Genomic DNA, 13,883 nt, shown 5'->3' with positions numbered 1-13,883 from the left:
CTTGTTACGGCAGCGGCGCGTAGCGCGTGAAATCCGACGTCATGGAGAACGTCGCGGTGTTCTGCATGTTCTGGTCCAACGTCATCGACGGGTCCGCGTCGAAGGACGGATAGACCAGGTAGTACAGCGCGTCGCCGTTCGGCAGGCGCGCGCGCAGCACCACGGGGTCCTTCACCGCGTCGGCCTCGCGCAGGGCTTCGTACCAGGCCAGGGCCGGGTCGTAGTCCAGCGTCAAGGTGATGACCTTGGCGTTCTTGAAGGTCGGCCGTTGGCGCTGGCGGCTGCTGCGGTCTTCGACGTAGCGCCATTGGAAGAACTGCTGCTCGCCGCCCGTCTTCTCCACGCTGGTCACCTGGGAGAGGTCGACCCAGGTGGTGACCGGTGTCACCGACCCGGCGCCCTGGCCGGCCGGGAAGCGGATCAAGCTGGAGGTGTCAATGCCTTCCAGTTCGAAGGTGCTGGCGGCCGCATTGTCCGAGCGCACCACGCGCTCGTTCAGTTCCGTCCAGCCGGACTTGACGATCAAGATGCTGCCGTCCGCCGGCGGCGTGGTGGCCGAGGCGACCGCCGGATTGGCGTTGGTGATGGCGGACACGGCCAAGGCCGCACCCAGGGCGGTCGACACCGAGAATACGGTGCCATTGGGGAATATTGCGCTGATGATAGTTCCTTAGGGGGCCAACGGCCCCTCATCGAAGCCCAGAGGGCAATAAAAAACCGCCATGCGGCGGGTTCCAGTTGCGCCCTTACGGGCCATCGGCATACGCCGAATCTTCAGATCGAGCATCCTTCGTGCAGCTTCCGCTTCTTCGCTACATACGCCGCATGAGCTACGGCGGGGTCATCGAACAGCCCGACTTCGTGTGCCTTCCCAGCAACTTGCACGCGGCTGCGCCATTTCTTCGCACCTCGCTCCCAATACACCCCGAGGTAGCCTGATTTGTTGTCAGCCTGTGGGTGTCGACGGTTCTGCATATTCACGGCCTGAGGGACATCCCGAAGGTTTGCAATGCGATTGTCTGAGCGGTCGCCGTTCACATGGTCTATATGCTGTGTGGGCCATGCTCCGTACACATATAGCCAGGCAAGCCTATGCGCCAGATACCGCTGTCCGTCGATGCCGACGCGCTGATAACCGTTGGCGGTGGCATGGGCCGCATCATCGCCCACGTTGTGACGCTGGGCGAGGCGTACCAACCGCGTGAACTTGCCCGTTTCGGGGTCGTAATGGACAACTGAACGCAGTCGTTCCGCCGTGATTCTGGCTTCGTTCATTGCTTTTTCACTCCGGGTAAAACTGGACGTCGTACCCAAGGGATATGGGCACGGTGTGGTCGGCGTCGCCCGTTGCAGGCTGTCCACTCGTAATGGGCGTGCGCACGCGCACCGCGAGGCCGCCGGACGGAATGCGCAGGTTGACAGGGAACAGCGCGTCAAGCTCCGCCTGGATCTGCTCAGCGGCACGCGAGCCAGCGCCGATCGGCATCACCACGTTCACCTGGAACAGGCCGCGGTACTGCCGGTGATCTCCGGCGGCGTCCCGGCTGATGGTCGCGGCCGGCAGCACGTAGGCGCGCAAGTACACGGTATTGGTAGGCGGCGTGAACTTCGTGTTCTGCCACGCGACCTGCAGCGCCGGCGTGCGCGCCTTCGCCCAGTCGTTCAGCGGCTTCTCGAAAGCGGCGCGGATGAGGTCCTGGCTCATTTGTTCGCGTCCTTCGCCGCCTGGCTCACGTAATGCTGGAACTCCTGCACGGTCAGCTTGACCATGCCCTGCGGGGCCTGGTCAGACCACCCGTTTTCAAGCCGCACTGCATACGGCAACGAGTTTGACAGGTAGGTGATCCCGCCCGACCCGGTTTTTCTGATGGCTAAGACCAAGCGCTTTATTGTCATCTGGCCTTGCGGGTCCACCCCTGGCGAGATCGTCCGGTCAATCCCTGCTGCCGAAAACTGCCAGTTATTGCGAAACCTTCCCGTGTCCACCGGGGATCTTGTGACCACCGTTTGTGCCAGCAGCACCGTGGCCTCCCTCGTGGCTCGGTCAATGTTTCCATTGGCCCTCTGGATAAACCGGGTTATGTCAGCGGAAAAGCTCATGTCATCGCCTCAACTGGATTTCATAGAGCAACACGGCCCCAGCCGGCGCCAGGGCTTTGACGCTCACAACCCGCCAAGTCGCGCCCAGCGCCAGCACCAGGTCGGCCGGTTTGGGCTCGGGCATCGTGCCGCCCGCGGCCAGCTCCGGCGCCAGGTACATCTGCTTGTCGCCGGTCTCGATGACGGAGTCGGCCAGGTTGGCCAGGCCCGCGGCCTGCGCCGTGTAGTCGAACAGCGCGCCGATACCGCCGTTGTCGACCGTGGTGGTGGGCGCCTCTCCGAGGTCCGGGTCGTACTCGCCCGTCACGACCTGGCGCACTGTGACTGGGCAGCCAAACTCCACCAGCAGCTCCTGCGCGGTGGCGGCCATGTCGGCGTAGTCGAAGGTAGCCACAGTCAGCACCTCACCAGCTTGACCGACGAGCCGTAGGACGACAGCCAGCGGCGCAGCATGGCAGCCACGCCGGCGTAGCGCGTCTGGCCATCGTTGCGCGCGCCGACCACGCTGGCGTACTTCGTCGTGATCGGGCCGACGGTCTTCTCGATGGCGGCGCCTGCGGTGGTGTTGCTGACGTCTTGCCACAGCGGGCCCTTGAGCGCGCGCGCCGCGAGCTCGCAGCAGGCGTTCACCACCTCACGCGGCACGCCGGTGGCCACCGTGCGCGGCCATTCCAGCGCCTGCGTGTCGGTGGCGCGCTCGCCGCGGTAGGTGTATTCACCATCCAGGTACAGCGTGGCGTTGCGCAGAGCGGCCTCCAGTGCCGCCGCCTCGCCGGCGAACGCCAAGCCATGGGCTACAGCGTAGGCCTGGCAGGCTGCCACGCTCACGTAGCTGTCTGCGTTCGGCAGGCCAGTTCCATCTTCGACGGTCAACGTCATGGGTATCTCCACAGGCTGACGGAAGCCCCCGCGCGAGCAGGGGCGACCGTCAAACGGCGGTCAGGTCTTGGCCGGGTCCTTGGGCTGCGGGTCGGGCTCCTTTTCCTTGGCGGCCTCGGCCTTGCCCTTCGGCCGGTACTCCGGCTTCAGGGTGACCTTCGGAACGTCCTTGGCGGCGCCGGCGCGGCTCGCAGTGACGTTGGCGTCGACGATGCGCACACCGGCCTTGGCGGCCTCGGCCTTGACGTCCTGCTCGTAGCGGTAGAACGGGCCCGGCAGATACCAGATGGGCAGCTTGGTCTTCTGGGTCATGATGGCTCCTTACTTGGAAGCGTCACCGATGGCGATCACGCCGGCGGTGTGCTTGATGTCGGTGGCCACCTTGTCCCAGTTGGTTCCGGTGGCCAGTTCGGCGTCGCTCGGCGACTTGCCGCCGTTGACCTCGTCCCAGGTGTAGCCCTTGAGGCCCAGCCCAAAGGTGTAGTCCACCTGCATCGTGGTCTCGATGCGCTCCTTGCCGTTGGTGGTGTCGATGTTGGTGATCACGTCACCCGCATCGGTCACCGTCGCGGCGCCGGAGACCAGGCCCAGCACCTTCTGCAGGTTGGGCGTGCCCGTGGCGTACAGAGCCGGGGCATCGGTCACAACCACGGTCTTGCCCAGAATGTCGACCACGGTGACGGCGCCGTACTGGAACAGTTGCTGGGCGTTGGCGAGGTTCTGGCCGATCAGCTTGTGGTAGACCTGGCCGGTCATCACGTTCGCCACGATCAGGCTGGAGCTGTCGCCAAACTTGGCGTGCGCATCGTTCAGCGCCGAGTAGGTCAGGCCGGCCGTGGCCGAGACGTCACTGGTGGCGGCGGCCTGGTTGCTGATGGCGGCCACCAGGGCGGCGACGGCGGTGTTGAGCTGGTCCTGCAGCAGCGCCTCGGCGAAGTTGCGGGACGCAACCTCGATGCCCTCGGCCGTCGGCTTGTTCAGCCAGGTCATCTGGCCCGGCTCGAACCGGATCGGGCCGAAGCCGCCGGCGACCTTCACCGAACTGTGCTTCAGCTGGGTCAGGTCGGTGGCGGCGGCGTTGCCGTTGGCGGCGAAGCGATCGACACGGCGGCGCGCGCCATGGATGGCTTGGTAGAACGATTCCTGCAGGAAATCGCCTTCCCAGCCGCCCGTGGACAGCATGATGGCGCCGCCAGAGGCCGCGTTGAACTTCTGGATCTGCTGGCCCAGCGTCTCGATGATCGCGGGCATGAAGTACTTGTTGAAAACCTGCATCTGCGAGAGAGACATGGTCGTTCCTTGTGCGTGGTGCGGGATCAGCCCGCGAGTTCAGGAAATTGGGCCTTGAGGGCTGCCACGCGCTCATCGCGGGTGCCGCCCAGATTGCCCGTGGTCTTGCCATCACCACTGCCGCCCTGCCCGCCGCCGCCGCTGTTCGCGGGCGCGGTGACGAAGTGCTTGCCCTGATCGGAGCTGGCCCATTCGGTGACGTGGTCGGCCAGCGGCTTGTCGCCGATGACCGCGGCACCGTCCTTGATCGACGCCTGGCCGCGCAACATCGCTTTGGCGGCGTCCATGAAGTGCGGCGCTACGCCGGCCTTGGCCAGCGCGGACGTCAGGCCGCCGTCTATCAGGTGCTGGGTCAAGGCGCCTTCCTTGTCGGTCAGGTCCTTGGTCAGCTTCTCGATCTGGCGGGTGCTGTCCTTCGTCACCTTGTCGAGCTTGCCGGTCAGCTCCTCGACTTGCGTCTGGAGCCGGGCATGCTCTTCGGGGTCGATCTCGGAACCCTTGGCTTTCGCCTTCGCCTGGCGCAGCTCGGCGAGCAGTTCCTTGTTCTTGGCGCTCAGCGCCTCGGTGGCCTCGGCGGCCGCCTCTTCCAACAGGGCCTTCACTTCGGGGTCATTACGGTCAAGCGGCATGGTGTTGTCCTCTGGACGGTTGCAGGGCTCAGCCCCAAAAGCAAAAGCCCCACTGGCTCGGCCAGCAGGGCTTAGAAAGAAGCAGGCCCGCGCGGTGGCGGGCCCTATGGGTAATGGTCAGGTCACTTCAAGACGACGCGCTCGCCTCGCATGAAGCACAGCGCGCACAGCAGCGCCTTCGTGCCGCCGCTCCATGTTCTGGCGGTCTCGAACACGCCGATGCGCGTCTCGATGACCTCGCGCCCACCGCAGCGGGGGCACTGGATCATGTCTTTCGGCTTCGGCAGGGCCTTGATCCGCTTCCGGATCCGGTCCTTTTCCGTTTCCGCCGGCTTCGGGGCGTCAGGGACGAGGTGCAGGGGCATGCGCGCTATTCTACGCCGGCCTGCGCGAAGGCGGCAGCGTCCTTGCGGCGCAGCTCGGCCAGCGTCAGATACACGCCTCGGTCGTTGTAGAAGCTCTCCAGTTCGACGCCGCCCTTGCGGAACAGCGCGCCGCGGGTCGGGCCCAGGATATCGTCCTGAATCGCGGCGGGCTGCCTGCGGAGCCAGTCCGCATAGGTCGTTGTCGCCCGCACCTGCTCGCCCTTCCCGCGCGCGCTGTCTCGGTAATCTTTTGCTGCCCGAGTGCCGATGAGCGGGTCGTCTTCCATGCCCTTGAGGATCGGCACCGACGTGCTGCGGCACTGCCAATGCAACCGGCCAGGCCCGGCGCCCCATGGCACCTTGTGGCCTATCGGCTTGTGTGAGTCCGGCTCGTACCGCAGACCGTCGCGCAGCCGGCACATCTGGCTGGTGCGCGAATCCAGCGTGCTGACCCAGGCCAGCGCGCCGATGATGTCGTCGTTAGCGTCGTACCAGCGGTCCCGCGCGAACCCGGCCGTGTGGCTGATGGCGGTGCGCACCACGGCCTCCGCGTTGCGCCGGTCGATCTCCAGCAGCCCGTCAGCGTAGCCTTTCGCCCGGGTGCCGCGCACGCGCTGCACCACCTGCTGGATGGTCTGTCCCTCTACATAGCCCATGCGCACCGCGTCGCGGATGCGGCTGGCTCGCCCTGTTTCCAAGCCGGTCATCCATTCCCGAAGCAGGCGGCCCTGGAACGGCTGGGCCATGGCGCCGGCGTACACCTGCCCGGCCGTGACGCCGCGCGTGGTGAACTCGATACCCAGCGCGTCGAACAGCTGGCCCTGATAGCCGATCTCGTAGCCTGCCAGGTCCCGCAGGTCCTTCTCCAGCTCGCCGCGCACCTGCTGGTACGCCTCCGCGTTCAGGGTGTGGATGTCCTTCAGCAACTCCTCCAGCCGCGCCACCGTGAAGGCGCTGGCCGGCAGCCTCTCCATGGCGCGGGCCACCTGATCGGCCAGTTCGGCGTCAACCCGGTTCAGCAGCGCAACGATCCGGCGCACCACCCCGTTGCTGTACCGCACCAGGTCGATGGAGTGCCGGACGGTCGCGTCATACAGCTCCGTTTGCAGGCTGGCCATTCGGGCCTCCCAGCGTGCCCAGCGCCGGGCCGGCGGCCTCGATGCGGGCCTGCTCTTCCTCGAACGTCACGCCGTCGTCGATGATGCCGCCGCGGCGCATGTTGTCGTAGAACGTCTCCGGGCTGATCGCCGCGGCCTGCAAAGCGCCCACCAGGGCGGTCAGGTCCTGGGCGGTCAGGCCGGCCGGGAAGAACTCGGTGTTCAGCTTCACCTCGACCGTGCCACTGCCGGCGCCCGCCCACTCGGCGGCCCACCGGAAAGCCTTCGCCAGCGACCGGCCCACGCCCAGGGCGATACCGCCCAGCACGCTGTTCTCGCCAGCCCGGTGGATCTTGGCCGTCTCGGCTGCTTCGGCGTCGCGCTTCTCTGGCGCCAGGATGCGCGCGCCAAGGGTGGCCATCATGCCCTCTTTGCGCTCCAGGCTGACCTTGATGCTGTCCAGGCCCTGGCCCGAGAATTCCAGATACTTGGCGTCGGCCGTGTCTTCGAGGAAAACCCAGGCTTCGGAAGACCCAATCTTCAGGCTTTCCCCTTCCTTCAGCTCGTGCCCGGTCACCACGGCCGTGGGCAGCGCCGTGAAATGCAGCGCATGCTCGTAGTCCGCCGTGCCGCGGTAGTGCGACATGTTCACGTCCACCAGGTCCAGCAGCACGGGCTTCTGCGGGTCGACCGCCTCGCCGTTGCGTCCGATCAGCACGAAGGGGATATAGGGCAGCCGCTTGCCGTTCATCATCGGCGTGTACTCGAACGCCGGGGTGTTCAGGTCGGTGCGGTAGATGCGCACGCGGTAGAAGCCATCCACCAGGTCCAGCACGCGGTACTGGGTCTTTTCCTCGGCGGTGAACTCGTCCTTCGGCTCGGTGTAGCACTCGGCCAGCACCACCAGCACCAGCTGGCTCACGCCGCGCACCCGGGCCGTGCGCCAGTTGATGATCGCCTCGGCCTTGTAGGTGGCCAGGTAGGGGCGCATGCCGGCGGCCTGGGCCTGGCCCACGGTCATGAACTCGCCGTTGGCCACCGGGTAATCCACCAGGACGCCCACGCGGGTGACGTCGATCACTTCCTTGGTCACATTCTCGATGAAGGTGTCCACCGGCGTGCCGGACAGGTCGGCGTCGTCGATCATGGGCTGCAGCGCCGCGGGCAGCGTGACGGTCGGCTCCTTGCGGAACACCATCCCGATCAGCGCTTCCTCGGTGCGGGCCGTGGCGCCGTAGAACAGCGCGCGCCCCTTGTAGGCGTCGTATTCCGCCTCGTCCTGGCCTGCCAGCTTGGGCAGGTACTTCTCGCCGGCCGCATGCACGGCGTCCTGGCCCTGCAGCGCGGTGCGGCAGCGCTCCCATCGCGGCTGGTTGGCCGTCCAGAGAGGATGCTTTGCGTCTACGGGCATGGTCTCAGGTTCCTGTGAGTTTGATGCGGCTCATGCCGGTGGGCGTGATCGGGTAGCGGTGCACCAGGAAGTAGCCCTGGGCGTCGTTGGGGTGGTCGTGCCCGGTCGACTTGTCGGGCTCCCCGTTCTTGTCGTAGGCCTGCTGCTCCAGCGCCTCGGTCAGCGTCGGGCAGCGGTCGGTGTTGATCAGCCACCGACGGGCGCCCTCATCGTTCAAAAGCATGCCGTTAACGGCATTGATGCGGTCCTTCACGGCCGGGTTTCGGCTGTTCACGCGCACGGTGAAGCCGGCCTTGCGCAGGATGCTTAGGTCCGACTCGCTCGCGTTCTTGCTGCTGGTGTTGCCGCCGCTCGCGTCGGGGTAGATCGTGATGCCGTGCCCCTTGTCCTTGAACCGTTCCTTCAGCATCCGGGCCATTTCCGGCGTGTCCCTGACCTTCGTCAGCTCGCCCACCGTCAGCGGCAGGCCGGCCCGGATCACGTTGACCGTGGCCGTCATGTTCAGCACGTTGAAGTCCATGCCGATGTGCAGCTCTTCGTGCGGCTCTTCGGCGGCGTCCGTGTGGTGCAGACGCCGGTCGAAGTTCGCGTACACGCTGCCGCTGGTCAGATTGGTGAACTGCCCGCGCAGGTACGCCGCGATCAGCTGCGGCGGGTAGCTCGCGCGCAGCGACGGGATGTAGTCCTCGGGCAGGTTCTTGCCGTTCTCGTAGGTGCTGGCCTGCACCAGGCCGTAGAGCGCTGCTAGCTCGGGGCGCTCGCGGACCTGCTTGACGAACTGCTGATAGACGAACTTGAAGCCCTCGGGCGTCGTGGTCACGTCCACGCCGTTGGTCAGGCCGGGCGCGGTGTGGCGCAGGCGCGCGATGATCTTGCGCCAGGCCAGCGCGGCCTTGTCCGCCTTCATCACGTCCAGCTCGTCGATCAGCCCCTTGCCGATCTTGAAACCCACGATGTCGCCCGGCTTTTCCATCGACCGGCAGATCACCGTGCCGCGGTACTTGCGGCCGGCGAACAGGTGCACCTCCTTGTTCGACTCGTTGATCTTGGCAGCCAGGCCCCAGTCGTGGGCCACCTCCTCGATCGTCGGGTAGAAGATGTCCCGGATCTGGCCGTAGGTCGGCGCGAAGTACCCCGAGTTGACGCGCGGGAACTCCCAGGCGTGCCTACACAGGCCGGCCCCGCCCACCCAGGTCTTGCCACTGCCGAAACCTGCGACGAACGCGCGGAACTTGTGCGGCAGAGCCAGGAACCGGGCCTGGGGCTGGTTAAGCGTCGGCATCAGGGACGCTCGCGTTCACCACCTCGATCACGACCTTCACCGGAGGCGGCGCGTTGTCGTCGTTGGTCGGGTCCGGCTTGTCGCGCCAGAGATCCGGGCGCCGGTTCTTCAGCCAGAAGATGCAGGCCACAGTATCCGGCGGGTAGTGCTTGGTCGTCGGGGTCGTAACGATCACGCCGTCGCAAACCCGGATGTCGTCCTCGGCATGCGTGTAGCCCAGGGCGCGCTGGTAGAGCCTGTCGGCCACCTCGGCGTCGGCCAGGGCTTTGCCCCTTTTTAGGGCTAAAGAAAACTCCGGGCGCCGCTTCTTCCAGGTGTTGACGGTCACCTCTGTCACGCCGAACGCATCGGCGAGGTCAGCATCGGTTGCGCCAAGTTTGGCGAGCTTTTCCGCCCACACTGCGTATTCTTCCTGATAGGCAGACGGCCTCCCGCGCTTGCGCGGCTGGTCCGCTTTCGTCTCACGCGACATATCGAGCCCCTTTCCTGACATTCTCTGCCGCCCATAGCGGCTGCAGGTTCTCAAGGGACCAGCATTCGGCGAACTGCTGCGCATCGGTCAGATCAAACGAAGCGCACGGCCTTATATGATCGATGTGCCACTTTCCATAGTTTTCCCAGGTCATCCCCTGCTGGAACCGCCGTTCAAGGTGCGCACGCAGATCTTCCAGGGAATAGCCGAGGCGACTCAAGCAAGCGCCAGACGTCTTGCCCTTCAGCGCAGCCCACATACGGGCGCGCACGGAATTGGCAATTCGTTCCGTTGGGTTGCGCACTCGACGCGCTCGGCGATACGCCGAGACCAAGGACCGGCTCAGTCTATCTGCCTCAGCCCACTGCCGGCGCCGCTCGTCGTTAGGCGTGATGGCCTGGAAGAACTCCTCGTGCTGCCAAGCCCATAGGGCAATGTCAGCCAGAGTTACGTCAAAGAACCACGCGATCTGCTCGTCAGACGCTCCGAGCTTGCAAAGCTTTGCGGCCTGCTCGGCGAACCCGGGTTGGTACTTGGATGGTCGTGCCATGGTGCGCGGTCCCTCTGGGAGCGACGCCGCAGGCATCGATTCCGCGTTGAAAGTGATTCAGGATGCGCCCATCCGACTTACCCGCCCACTGGGCGAGCTGGGCGTGTGCGGTTCTCGTCTGCCAGACCCGGCGACGAGGCCGGGGAGAAAGTCCCGCGCGCTTTGATCCCCCGCGCGGGCGCCCGTCTGGCTGGGCGGTGTCCTGGGGAGGTGAGTCTGCGTTGACTGGAAGCCCGCAAAGAAAAAGCCCCGGCCATTGGCTCGGGGCTTGTTTCTTCCGGACGCGCGACGTCCGCCTGCGGGCATCGGGTCACGTCGTTAGACGGTAGTCGGTCTGTCTTGGGCCGGATTATGCACAACAACGGCGTAGCGTGCAACAAAATCCTCGAAATTGCCTACCGCCCGCACCAGCACGTCGTCGTATTCCCGCGTCCGCAGGCCAAGCGCACGGCAAGTGGCCAGCCAGTAGGAGCGCGTCACGTAGTGGGCTCGCAGGATGTCGCGATGCTGATGCAGCATGCGGTAGACCGAATTGCGCCAGGCAGCCTCGATAAGGCCTGCGTCGCCTTCGTCGAGCTCGCGCACGTCTTCTTCCCCTCCCCATGCGCCCTGCCCTGCCCGCTTCGCAAGCCTGCGGCACACCTCGTAGGTGGGCGAGACAGCGTAATGCGGCCGGCTACGCATGACTTCGCCCCAATTCTCGAGGCGTGCATGGAAGTCGGCCGGCAGGCGGTCCAGCAGCAGCTTCGGCGTCTTCATCGGCCGCGCTCCTCGAACAGGCGGCAGCGCTGCCCGACCGGGAGCCCCTGGGTGCATGCCAGCACCCGGCGACCGTCAAAATCGCTCTTGACCAGCTGGATGTGCTGGCAGCCGGCGCAGCTGCGCACCGGCGGCGGCTCCTGGCGGCGCTCCAGCACCTTGACCGGGTCACCCCGGTCGGATCGGCGGGCCCATGTCATGCCGCGCTCTCCTGCGCCGCGGCGCCAAAGAGGTCGGTCTGCGGCTGCTCGACGGCCAGCGGCGTGACGACCGCCACCAGCCGCGCGCCGAACTCGTCCGGCTCGGCCCGGCGGGCGCTGATCTCGCGCACCCAGGCGTCATCCTGGAAAACGACGTCCTTCAGGCTGTCCAGCACCACCTTCTGGGCGTTGTCCAGGTCCAGGCACTGGACGGTGTCATCCCAGGCTGCGCCGTCCTTGCGCATGCGCTTCTGCCAGTCCTGCGGGCGGTTCGGGTACAGGGTGAACTCCACCCGCACCCGGCCGGCGATCGGCTTGCGCACACCAGCCACCAGCGCCAGCTTCTGCACCTGCGCCTTGTAGGCCTTCGCCTCGGGCGTGACGTAGGTGCTGGTGAAGGCCGGCCTGCCCCGCGGCGTGACCGTGCGGCTGGCCCAGTAGCGGTTCGCGCTGATCGGGTACGGCAGGGTCAGCAGCACGCCGGCCGGCCCTTGCGCGCGCGCGTAGCTACCCGCCAGTGTGCCCGCCAGCGGGTCCAGTGCGATGTCCGCCTGCTTGGCGGCCAGGTGTGGGTGGGTCATGCGAGGCTCCCAATCATGTCCAATGGCTGCCGGCGCTTGTCGCCGACGAACTGAAGGCTGTCGGCGTGGCGCCAGAGCTGGATCCGCCCTTCCCACTCGCCGTGCCGATTCTTGTCGCAGATGAGCAGCGCGTCCGGGGTTTCGTGCGTCTCGGCGGACACTTCGCCGTCCTTGCGCAGCTCGGCCTCGGCGATCCGCTCCTTTTTCTTGTTCCGCCAGACGGTCAGCAGCTGGTCGACCTGGTCGACGATGGCACCCGAGCCCTTGGCGGCGAACTTGCCCGGCACCTGGTCCTCGTTCTCACCCTTTTTGGCGTGGTGGACCAGGTGGATGTGCAGCCGCAGGTCGCGCGCCAGGGTGCAGAGCATGTCCACAAAGTCCTTCTGGCCGTTGTAGTCGTCCTCGCCGCGCACGCACTTCATCAGGCTGTCGATCACCATGTGGCGGACCTTCAGACGGTCAGCGCAGTACCGGATCACGGCATACAGCATGGCCGGCGTCACAGTGCCCTGTTGGTCGTAGAGCCAAAGTCGATCCCGTGACCAGTCGATGAGCCGATCAACCGCCTGCACGCTGGGCCGGCTGTTCATGGCGGTCTGGCGCAGCATGCGTTTCAAGGTGGCCTGGGGCTTCATCTCGAAGCTGGCGATGCACACGCGCTCGCCCTGGTTCGCAAAGCCGATGCAGGCCTGGCCCAGCAACTCGCTCTTGCCATGCCCGTTGATGCCCTGCCACAGCGTCACCTCGCCCGGGCGGAAGCGCAGCAGGTCGTGCGTCTTGGCCCAGGGCAGCTTCGCACCCGTGATCTGCTCGCCGTGCTCGACAGTGCGTACCAGGTCGTCACGCCAGGCCTCGGCGGCCAGCACCTTGGCCTGCGGCTCGGACTCAGCCATGTAGGCCTGGAAGTCGATATCGCCGGAATGGATGATTTGGCTCACGGCAGGAACTCCTGAATGCCTCGGCCAGGCTCCCACAGGAGCATGCCCCAACCGCCAGAAGCGATGATTTTGACCGGCGAAAACTCGGCGACTCGGCTGAGCAGTTGCTCGGCGCGGTCGCGGCTATCCGCCAAGACGTGGACGACCAGACCCACCACCGCCCGCAAGTCCAATGCCGCCGCGGACTCGCTGGCCAGGATGTGGATATCCGGGAAACCCACCCAGCGGCCATTCGACATCTGGCCCAGCTGCGCCTCGGGATGGGTGAAACGGCCATAGGCCGGCTCGGCCTCCACGGCTGTCAGCCAGACGTCGGTCGGCCGGTAGCCCGCCATGCGGGCCGCGATGAGGGTCTGGTGGCCGATCACACTGCCCCCGTCCACGGCTGGTCGTTCCCGGACCCCGCCAGCGCGGCCCCGCCCTTGAGCTCGTAGAACGAGTCCCAGGCGTGCAGGACGGACTGACCGATGACCGCGGCTGCGTCGTGGCCGGCAGAGCGCAGCGTGTCCAGCTTGGCGACGGCCAGCTTGCGGGCGGCGTCGGTCATGGGCTTTTTCTTCTTCCGCCGCATTTCCTCGAACTGCTGCCAGGGTTCGGCAGGAACCCAGTCCGGCAACGCCCAGCCCTCCACCCCCGGAAGGGGGCTTTGGGGGTTATCTTTTTCTTTTCTATTCTTCTCTTCTCTAGTCCGCTTTTTGTCCGCTTCCGAAGCGGACAAATTTCGGTCGTTTCGCTTCCTGTCTGCATCCTGTGCGCGCTTCTTGGCGGACTGGCCGTTATGCTCGTCAAACTGGGGCATCCAGAGGGAAAAGCCATCAAATTCCAGCCAGCCGACGGCGATCATGGCGTCTGAAAAACCCGGGAAGCCGATGGTCTCGTCCATCACCTTTGGCGTGTAGCCTTCCAGTTTCCCGTCGATCGAGTGGGCATCGAACAGACCCCAAACGGACAAAAGTCCACCAATCACACGCAGTCTGTCCGCTTCGCAAGCGGACGCAATGCGGACAACTTTCGGATGCGTCGGCAGGTCGACGCGCATCTTGATCCAGTCAGCGGCCATTACGCGGCCTCCTTCATCTTTTCGTCGTTCGCGGCCATCTTCTGGGCGCGCACGGGTTCCCCGCGCGTGTAGCCCCAGTGCCAGGTGGCGCGCAGTGGGGTCTTGCGGGTCATGGGTGCGGAGCGCTTGAGCATCACAGGCTCCCCCCGCGCAGCGCGCGCGCCGAGACATGACATACGGGGTACAGGAGCAGCCAGACGGCCAGGACGACCGCACAGCGTGCGAACGTGGGCCGGCCGTAGAACTCGTCCAGATCCATCGGGGAATCGA

Annotated in this window: 22 protein-coding genes; all 22 read right to left on the bottom strand. The window is 65.9% G+C overall.

Features of this window, described 5'->3' with window-relative positions; genetic code table 11:
- Positions 1-4 precede the first annotated feature (4 nt).
- The 22 genes from CAL22_RS09030 to CAL22_RS21420 all read right to left on the bottom strand — a co-directional run bounded on the left by CAL22_RS09030 (position 5) and on the right by CAL22_RS21420 (position 13,747).
- Positions 5-625 carry a phage tail protein gene (locus CAL22_RS09030; protein WP_244193825.1) on the bottom strand — a complete coding sequence of 207 codons (621 nt, stop codon included), beginning with the start codon at positions 623-625 and terminating at the stop codon, positions 5-7.
- A 149-nt stretch (positions 626-774) separates the two neighbouring features.
- Positions 775-1,275 (bottom strand): HNH endonuclease, encoded by a 501-nt coding sequence (locus tag CAL22_RS09025; protein ID WP_094812367.1) that lies wholly within the window; start codon positions 1,273-1,275, stop codon positions 775-777.
- A 7-nt stretch (positions 1,276-1,282) separates the two neighbouring features.
- A complete protein-coding gene (locus CAL22_RS09020) occupies positions 1,283-1,705 on the bottom strand; it encodes a DUF4128 domain-containing protein (RefSeq protein WP_094812365.1) in 423 nt (140 codons plus the stop codon).
- Positions 1,702-2,100, bottom strand: a complete 399-nt coding sequence (locus tag CAL22_RS09015; RefSeq protein WP_032954944.1) for an HK97 gp10 family phage protein — start codon at positions 2,098-2,100, stop codon at positions 1,702-1,704. The genes CAL22_RS09020 and CAL22_RS09015 overlap by 4 nt, the downstream gene beginning before the upstream one ends.
- A gap of 1 nt (position 2,101) precedes the next feature.
- Positions 2,102-2,494: a hypothetical protein gene (locus CAL22_RS09010; protein WP_094812363.1), complete on the bottom strand. Its 393-nt coding sequence runs from the start codon at positions 2,492-2,494 to the stop codon at positions 2,102-2,104.
- Between the two features lie 2 nt (positions 2,495-2,496).
- A complete protein-coding gene (locus CAL22_RS09005; protein ID WP_032954942.1) occupies positions 2,497-2,979 on the bottom strand; it encodes a DnaT-like ssDNA-binding protein in 483 nt (160 codons plus the stop codon).
- Between the two features lie 60 nt (positions 2,980-3,039).
- A complete protein-coding gene (locus CAL22_RS09000) occupies positions 3,040-3,291 on the bottom strand; it encodes a hypothetical protein (protein ID WP_032954941.1) in 252 nt (83 codons plus the stop codon).
- 9 nt (positions 3,292-3,300) lie between these two features.
- Positions 3,301-4,269 carry a major capsid protein gene (locus CAL22_RS08995; protein WP_032954940.1) on the bottom strand — a complete coding sequence of 323 codons (969 nt, stop codon included), beginning with the start codon at positions 4,267-4,269 and terminating at the stop codon, positions 3,301-3,303.
- Between the two features lie 26 nt (positions 4,270-4,295).
- Positions 4,296-4,898: a hypothetical protein gene (locus tag CAL22_RS08990; RefSeq protein ID WP_094812361.1), complete on the bottom strand. Its 603-nt coding sequence runs from the start codon at positions 4,896-4,898 to the stop codon at positions 4,296-4,298.
- A gap of 122 nt (positions 4,899-5,020) precedes the next feature.
- Positions 5,021-5,263: a hypothetical protein gene (locus CAL22_RS08985; RefSeq protein WP_032954938.1), complete on the bottom strand. Its 243-nt coding sequence runs from the start codon at positions 5,261-5,263 to the stop codon at positions 5,021-5,023.
- A 5-nt stretch (positions 5,264-5,268) separates the two neighbouring features.
- Positions 5,269-6,381: a phage minor head protein gene (locus CAL22_RS08980; RefSeq protein WP_244193824.1), complete on the bottom strand. Its 1,113-nt coding sequence runs from the start codon at positions 6,379-6,381 to the stop codon at positions 5,269-5,271.
- Positions 6,353-7,771: a DUF4055 domain-containing protein gene (locus tag CAL22_RS08975; RefSeq protein ID WP_094812359.1), complete on the bottom strand. Its 1,419-nt coding sequence runs from the start codon at positions 7,769-7,771 to the stop codon at positions 6,353-6,355. Before CAL22_RS08975 ends, CAL22_RS08980 begins: the two co-directional genes overlap by 29 nt.
- A 4-nt stretch (positions 7,772-7,775) precedes the next feature.
- Positions 7,776-9,053, bottom strand: a complete 1,278-nt coding sequence (locus tag CAL22_RS08970) for a terminase large subunit (protein ID WP_094812357.1) — start codon at positions 9,051-9,053, stop codon at positions 7,776-7,778.
- On the bottom strand, positions 9,040-9,525 hold the full coding sequence (locus tag CAL22_RS08965) for a terminase (protein WP_094812355.1): 486 nt from the start codon (positions 9,523-9,525) through the stop codon (positions 9,040-9,042). Before CAL22_RS08965 ends, CAL22_RS08970 begins: the two co-directional genes overlap by 14 nt.
- Entirely contained in the window at positions 9,515-10,075 is a 561-nt protein-coding gene (locus tag CAL22_RS21300; protein ID WP_244193823.1) for a hypothetical protein, read from the bottom strand. The genes CAL22_RS08965 and CAL22_RS21300 overlap by 11 nt, the downstream gene beginning before the upstream one ends.
- Before the next feature lie 318 nt (positions 10,076-10,393).
- On the bottom strand, positions 10,394-10,834 hold the full coding sequence (locus tag CAL22_RS08955) for a hypothetical protein (protein WP_094812353.1): 441 nt from the start codon (positions 10,832-10,834) through the stop codon (positions 10,394-10,396).
- Positions 10,831-11,034, bottom strand: coding sequence for a hypothetical protein (locus CAL22_RS08950; protein WP_032954932.1), 204 nt, complete (start codon positions 11,032-11,034; stop codon positions 10,831-10,833). Before CAL22_RS08950 ends, CAL22_RS08955 begins: the two co-directional genes overlap by 4 nt.
- Positions 11,031-11,615, bottom strand: coding sequence for a RusA family crossover junction endodeoxyribonuclease (locus CAL22_RS08945; protein ID WP_094812351.1), 585 nt, complete (start codon positions 11,613-11,615; stop codon positions 11,031-11,033). The genes CAL22_RS08950 and CAL22_RS08945 overlap by 4 nt, the downstream gene beginning before the upstream one ends.
- Positions 11,612-12,553: an AAA family ATPase gene (locus tag CAL22_RS08940; RefSeq protein ID WP_094812350.1), complete on the bottom strand. Its 942-nt coding sequence runs from the start codon at positions 12,551-12,553 to the stop codon at positions 11,612-11,614. Before CAL22_RS08940 ends, CAL22_RS08945 begins: the two co-directional genes overlap by 4 nt.
- Positions 12,550-12,936, bottom strand: a complete 387-nt coding sequence (locus tag CAL22_RS08935; RefSeq protein WP_244193822.1) for a hypothetical protein — start codon at positions 12,934-12,936, stop codon at positions 12,550-12,552. Before CAL22_RS08935 ends, CAL22_RS08940 begins: the two co-directional genes overlap by 4 nt.
- Positions 12,918-13,613: a hypothetical protein gene (locus CAL22_RS08930; protein WP_094812348.1), complete on the bottom strand. Its 696-nt coding sequence runs from the start codon at positions 13,611-13,613 to the stop codon at positions 12,918-12,920. The genes CAL22_RS08935 and CAL22_RS08930 overlap by 19 nt, the downstream gene beginning before the upstream one ends.
- Positions 13,613-13,747, bottom strand: a complete 135-nt coding sequence (locus CAL22_RS21420) for a hypothetical protein (protein WP_279628538.1) — start codon at positions 13,745-13,747, stop codon at positions 13,613-13,615. The genes CAL22_RS08930 and CAL22_RS21420 overlap by 1 nt, the downstream gene beginning before the upstream one ends.
- Between the last annotated feature and the right edge of the window lie 136 nt (positions 13,748-13,883).

It is taken from the genome of Bordetella genomosp. 12, assembly GCF_002261355.1.
In the GTDB taxonomy this organism is placed as follows: domain Bacteria; phylum Pseudomonadota; class Gammaproteobacteria; order Burkholderiales; family Burkholderiaceae_B; genus Bordetella.
The sequence above is the reverse complement of the archived record's forward strand: the minus strand, read 5'-3'. Positions and strand labels throughout refer to the sequence as shown.

Bases quoted from the DNA above. Each gene is read 5' to 3' on its own strand.
- CAL22_RS21420 (WP_279628538.1), bottom strand. From the start codon at position 13,747: ATGCTCAAGCGCTCCGCACCCATGACCCGCAAGACCCCACTGCGCGCC.
- CAL22_RS08995 (WP_032954940.1), bottom strand. From the start codon at position 4,269: ATGTCTCTCTCGCAGATGCAGGTTTTCAACAAGTACTTCATGCCCGCG.
- CAL22_RS09015 (WP_032954944.1), bottom strand. From the start codon at position 2,100: ATGAGCTTTTCCGCTGACATAACCCGGTTTATCCAGAGGGCCAATGGA.
- CAL22_RS21300 (WP_244193823.1), bottom strand. From the start codon at position 10,075: ATGGCACGACCATCCAAGTACCAACCCGGGTTCGCCGAGCAGGCCGCA.
- CAL22_RS09000 (WP_032954941.1), bottom strand. From the start codon at position 3,291: ATGACCCAGAAGACCAAGCTGCCCATCTGGTATCTGCCGGGCCCGTTC.
- CAL22_RS09020 (WP_094812365.1), bottom strand. From the start codon at position 1,705: ATGAGCCAGGACCTCATCCGCGCCGCTTTCGAGAAGCCGCTGAACGAC.
- CAL22_RS08970 (WP_094812357.1), bottom strand. From the start codon at position 9,053: ATGCCGACGCTTAACCAGCCCCAGGCCCGGTTCCTGGCTCTGCCGCAC.
- CAL22_RS08980 (WP_244193824.1), bottom strand. From the start codon at position 6,381: ATGGCCAGCCTGCAAACGGAGCTGTATGACGCGACCGTCCGGCACTCC.
- CAL22_RS08950 (WP_032954932.1), bottom strand. From the start codon at position 11,034: ATGACATGGGCCCGCCGATCCGACCGGGGTGACCCGGTCAAGGTGCTG.
- CAL22_RS09005 (WP_032954942.1), bottom strand. From the start codon at position 2,979: ATGACGTTGACCGTCGAAGATGGAACTGGCCTGCCGAACGCAGACAGC.
- CAL22_RS08965 (WP_094812355.1), bottom strand. From the start codon at position 9,525: ATGTCGCGTGAGACGAAAGCGGACCAGCCGCGCAAGCGCGGGAGGCCG.
- CAL22_RS08990 (WP_094812361.1), bottom strand. From the start codon at position 4,898: ATGCCGCTTGACCGTAATGACCCCGAAGTGAAGGCCCTGTTGGAAGAG.
- CAL22_RS08975 (WP_094812359.1), bottom strand. From the start codon at position 7,771: ATGCCCGTAGACGCAAAGCATCCTCTCTGGACGGCCAACCAGCCGCGA.
- CAL22_RS08930 (WP_094812348.1), bottom strand. From the start codon at position 13,613: ATGGCCGCTGACTGGATCAAGATGCGCGTCGACCTGCCGACGCATCCG.
- CAL22_RS09025 (WP_094812367.1), bottom strand. From the start codon at position 1,275: ATGAACGAAGCCAGAATCACGGCGGAACGACTGCGTTCAGTTGTCCAT.
- CAL22_RS08945 (WP_094812351.1), bottom strand. From the start codon at position 11,615: ATGACCCACCCACACCTGGCCGCCAAGCAGGCGGACATCGCACTGGAC.
- CAL22_RS08955 (WP_094812353.1), bottom strand. From the start codon at position 10,834: ATGAAGACGCCGAAGCTGCTGCTGGACCGCCTGCCGGCCGACTTCCAT.
- CAL22_RS08985 (WP_032954938.1), bottom strand. From the start codon at position 5,263: ATGCCCCTGCACCTCGTCCCTGACGCCCCGAAGCCGGCGGAAACGGAA.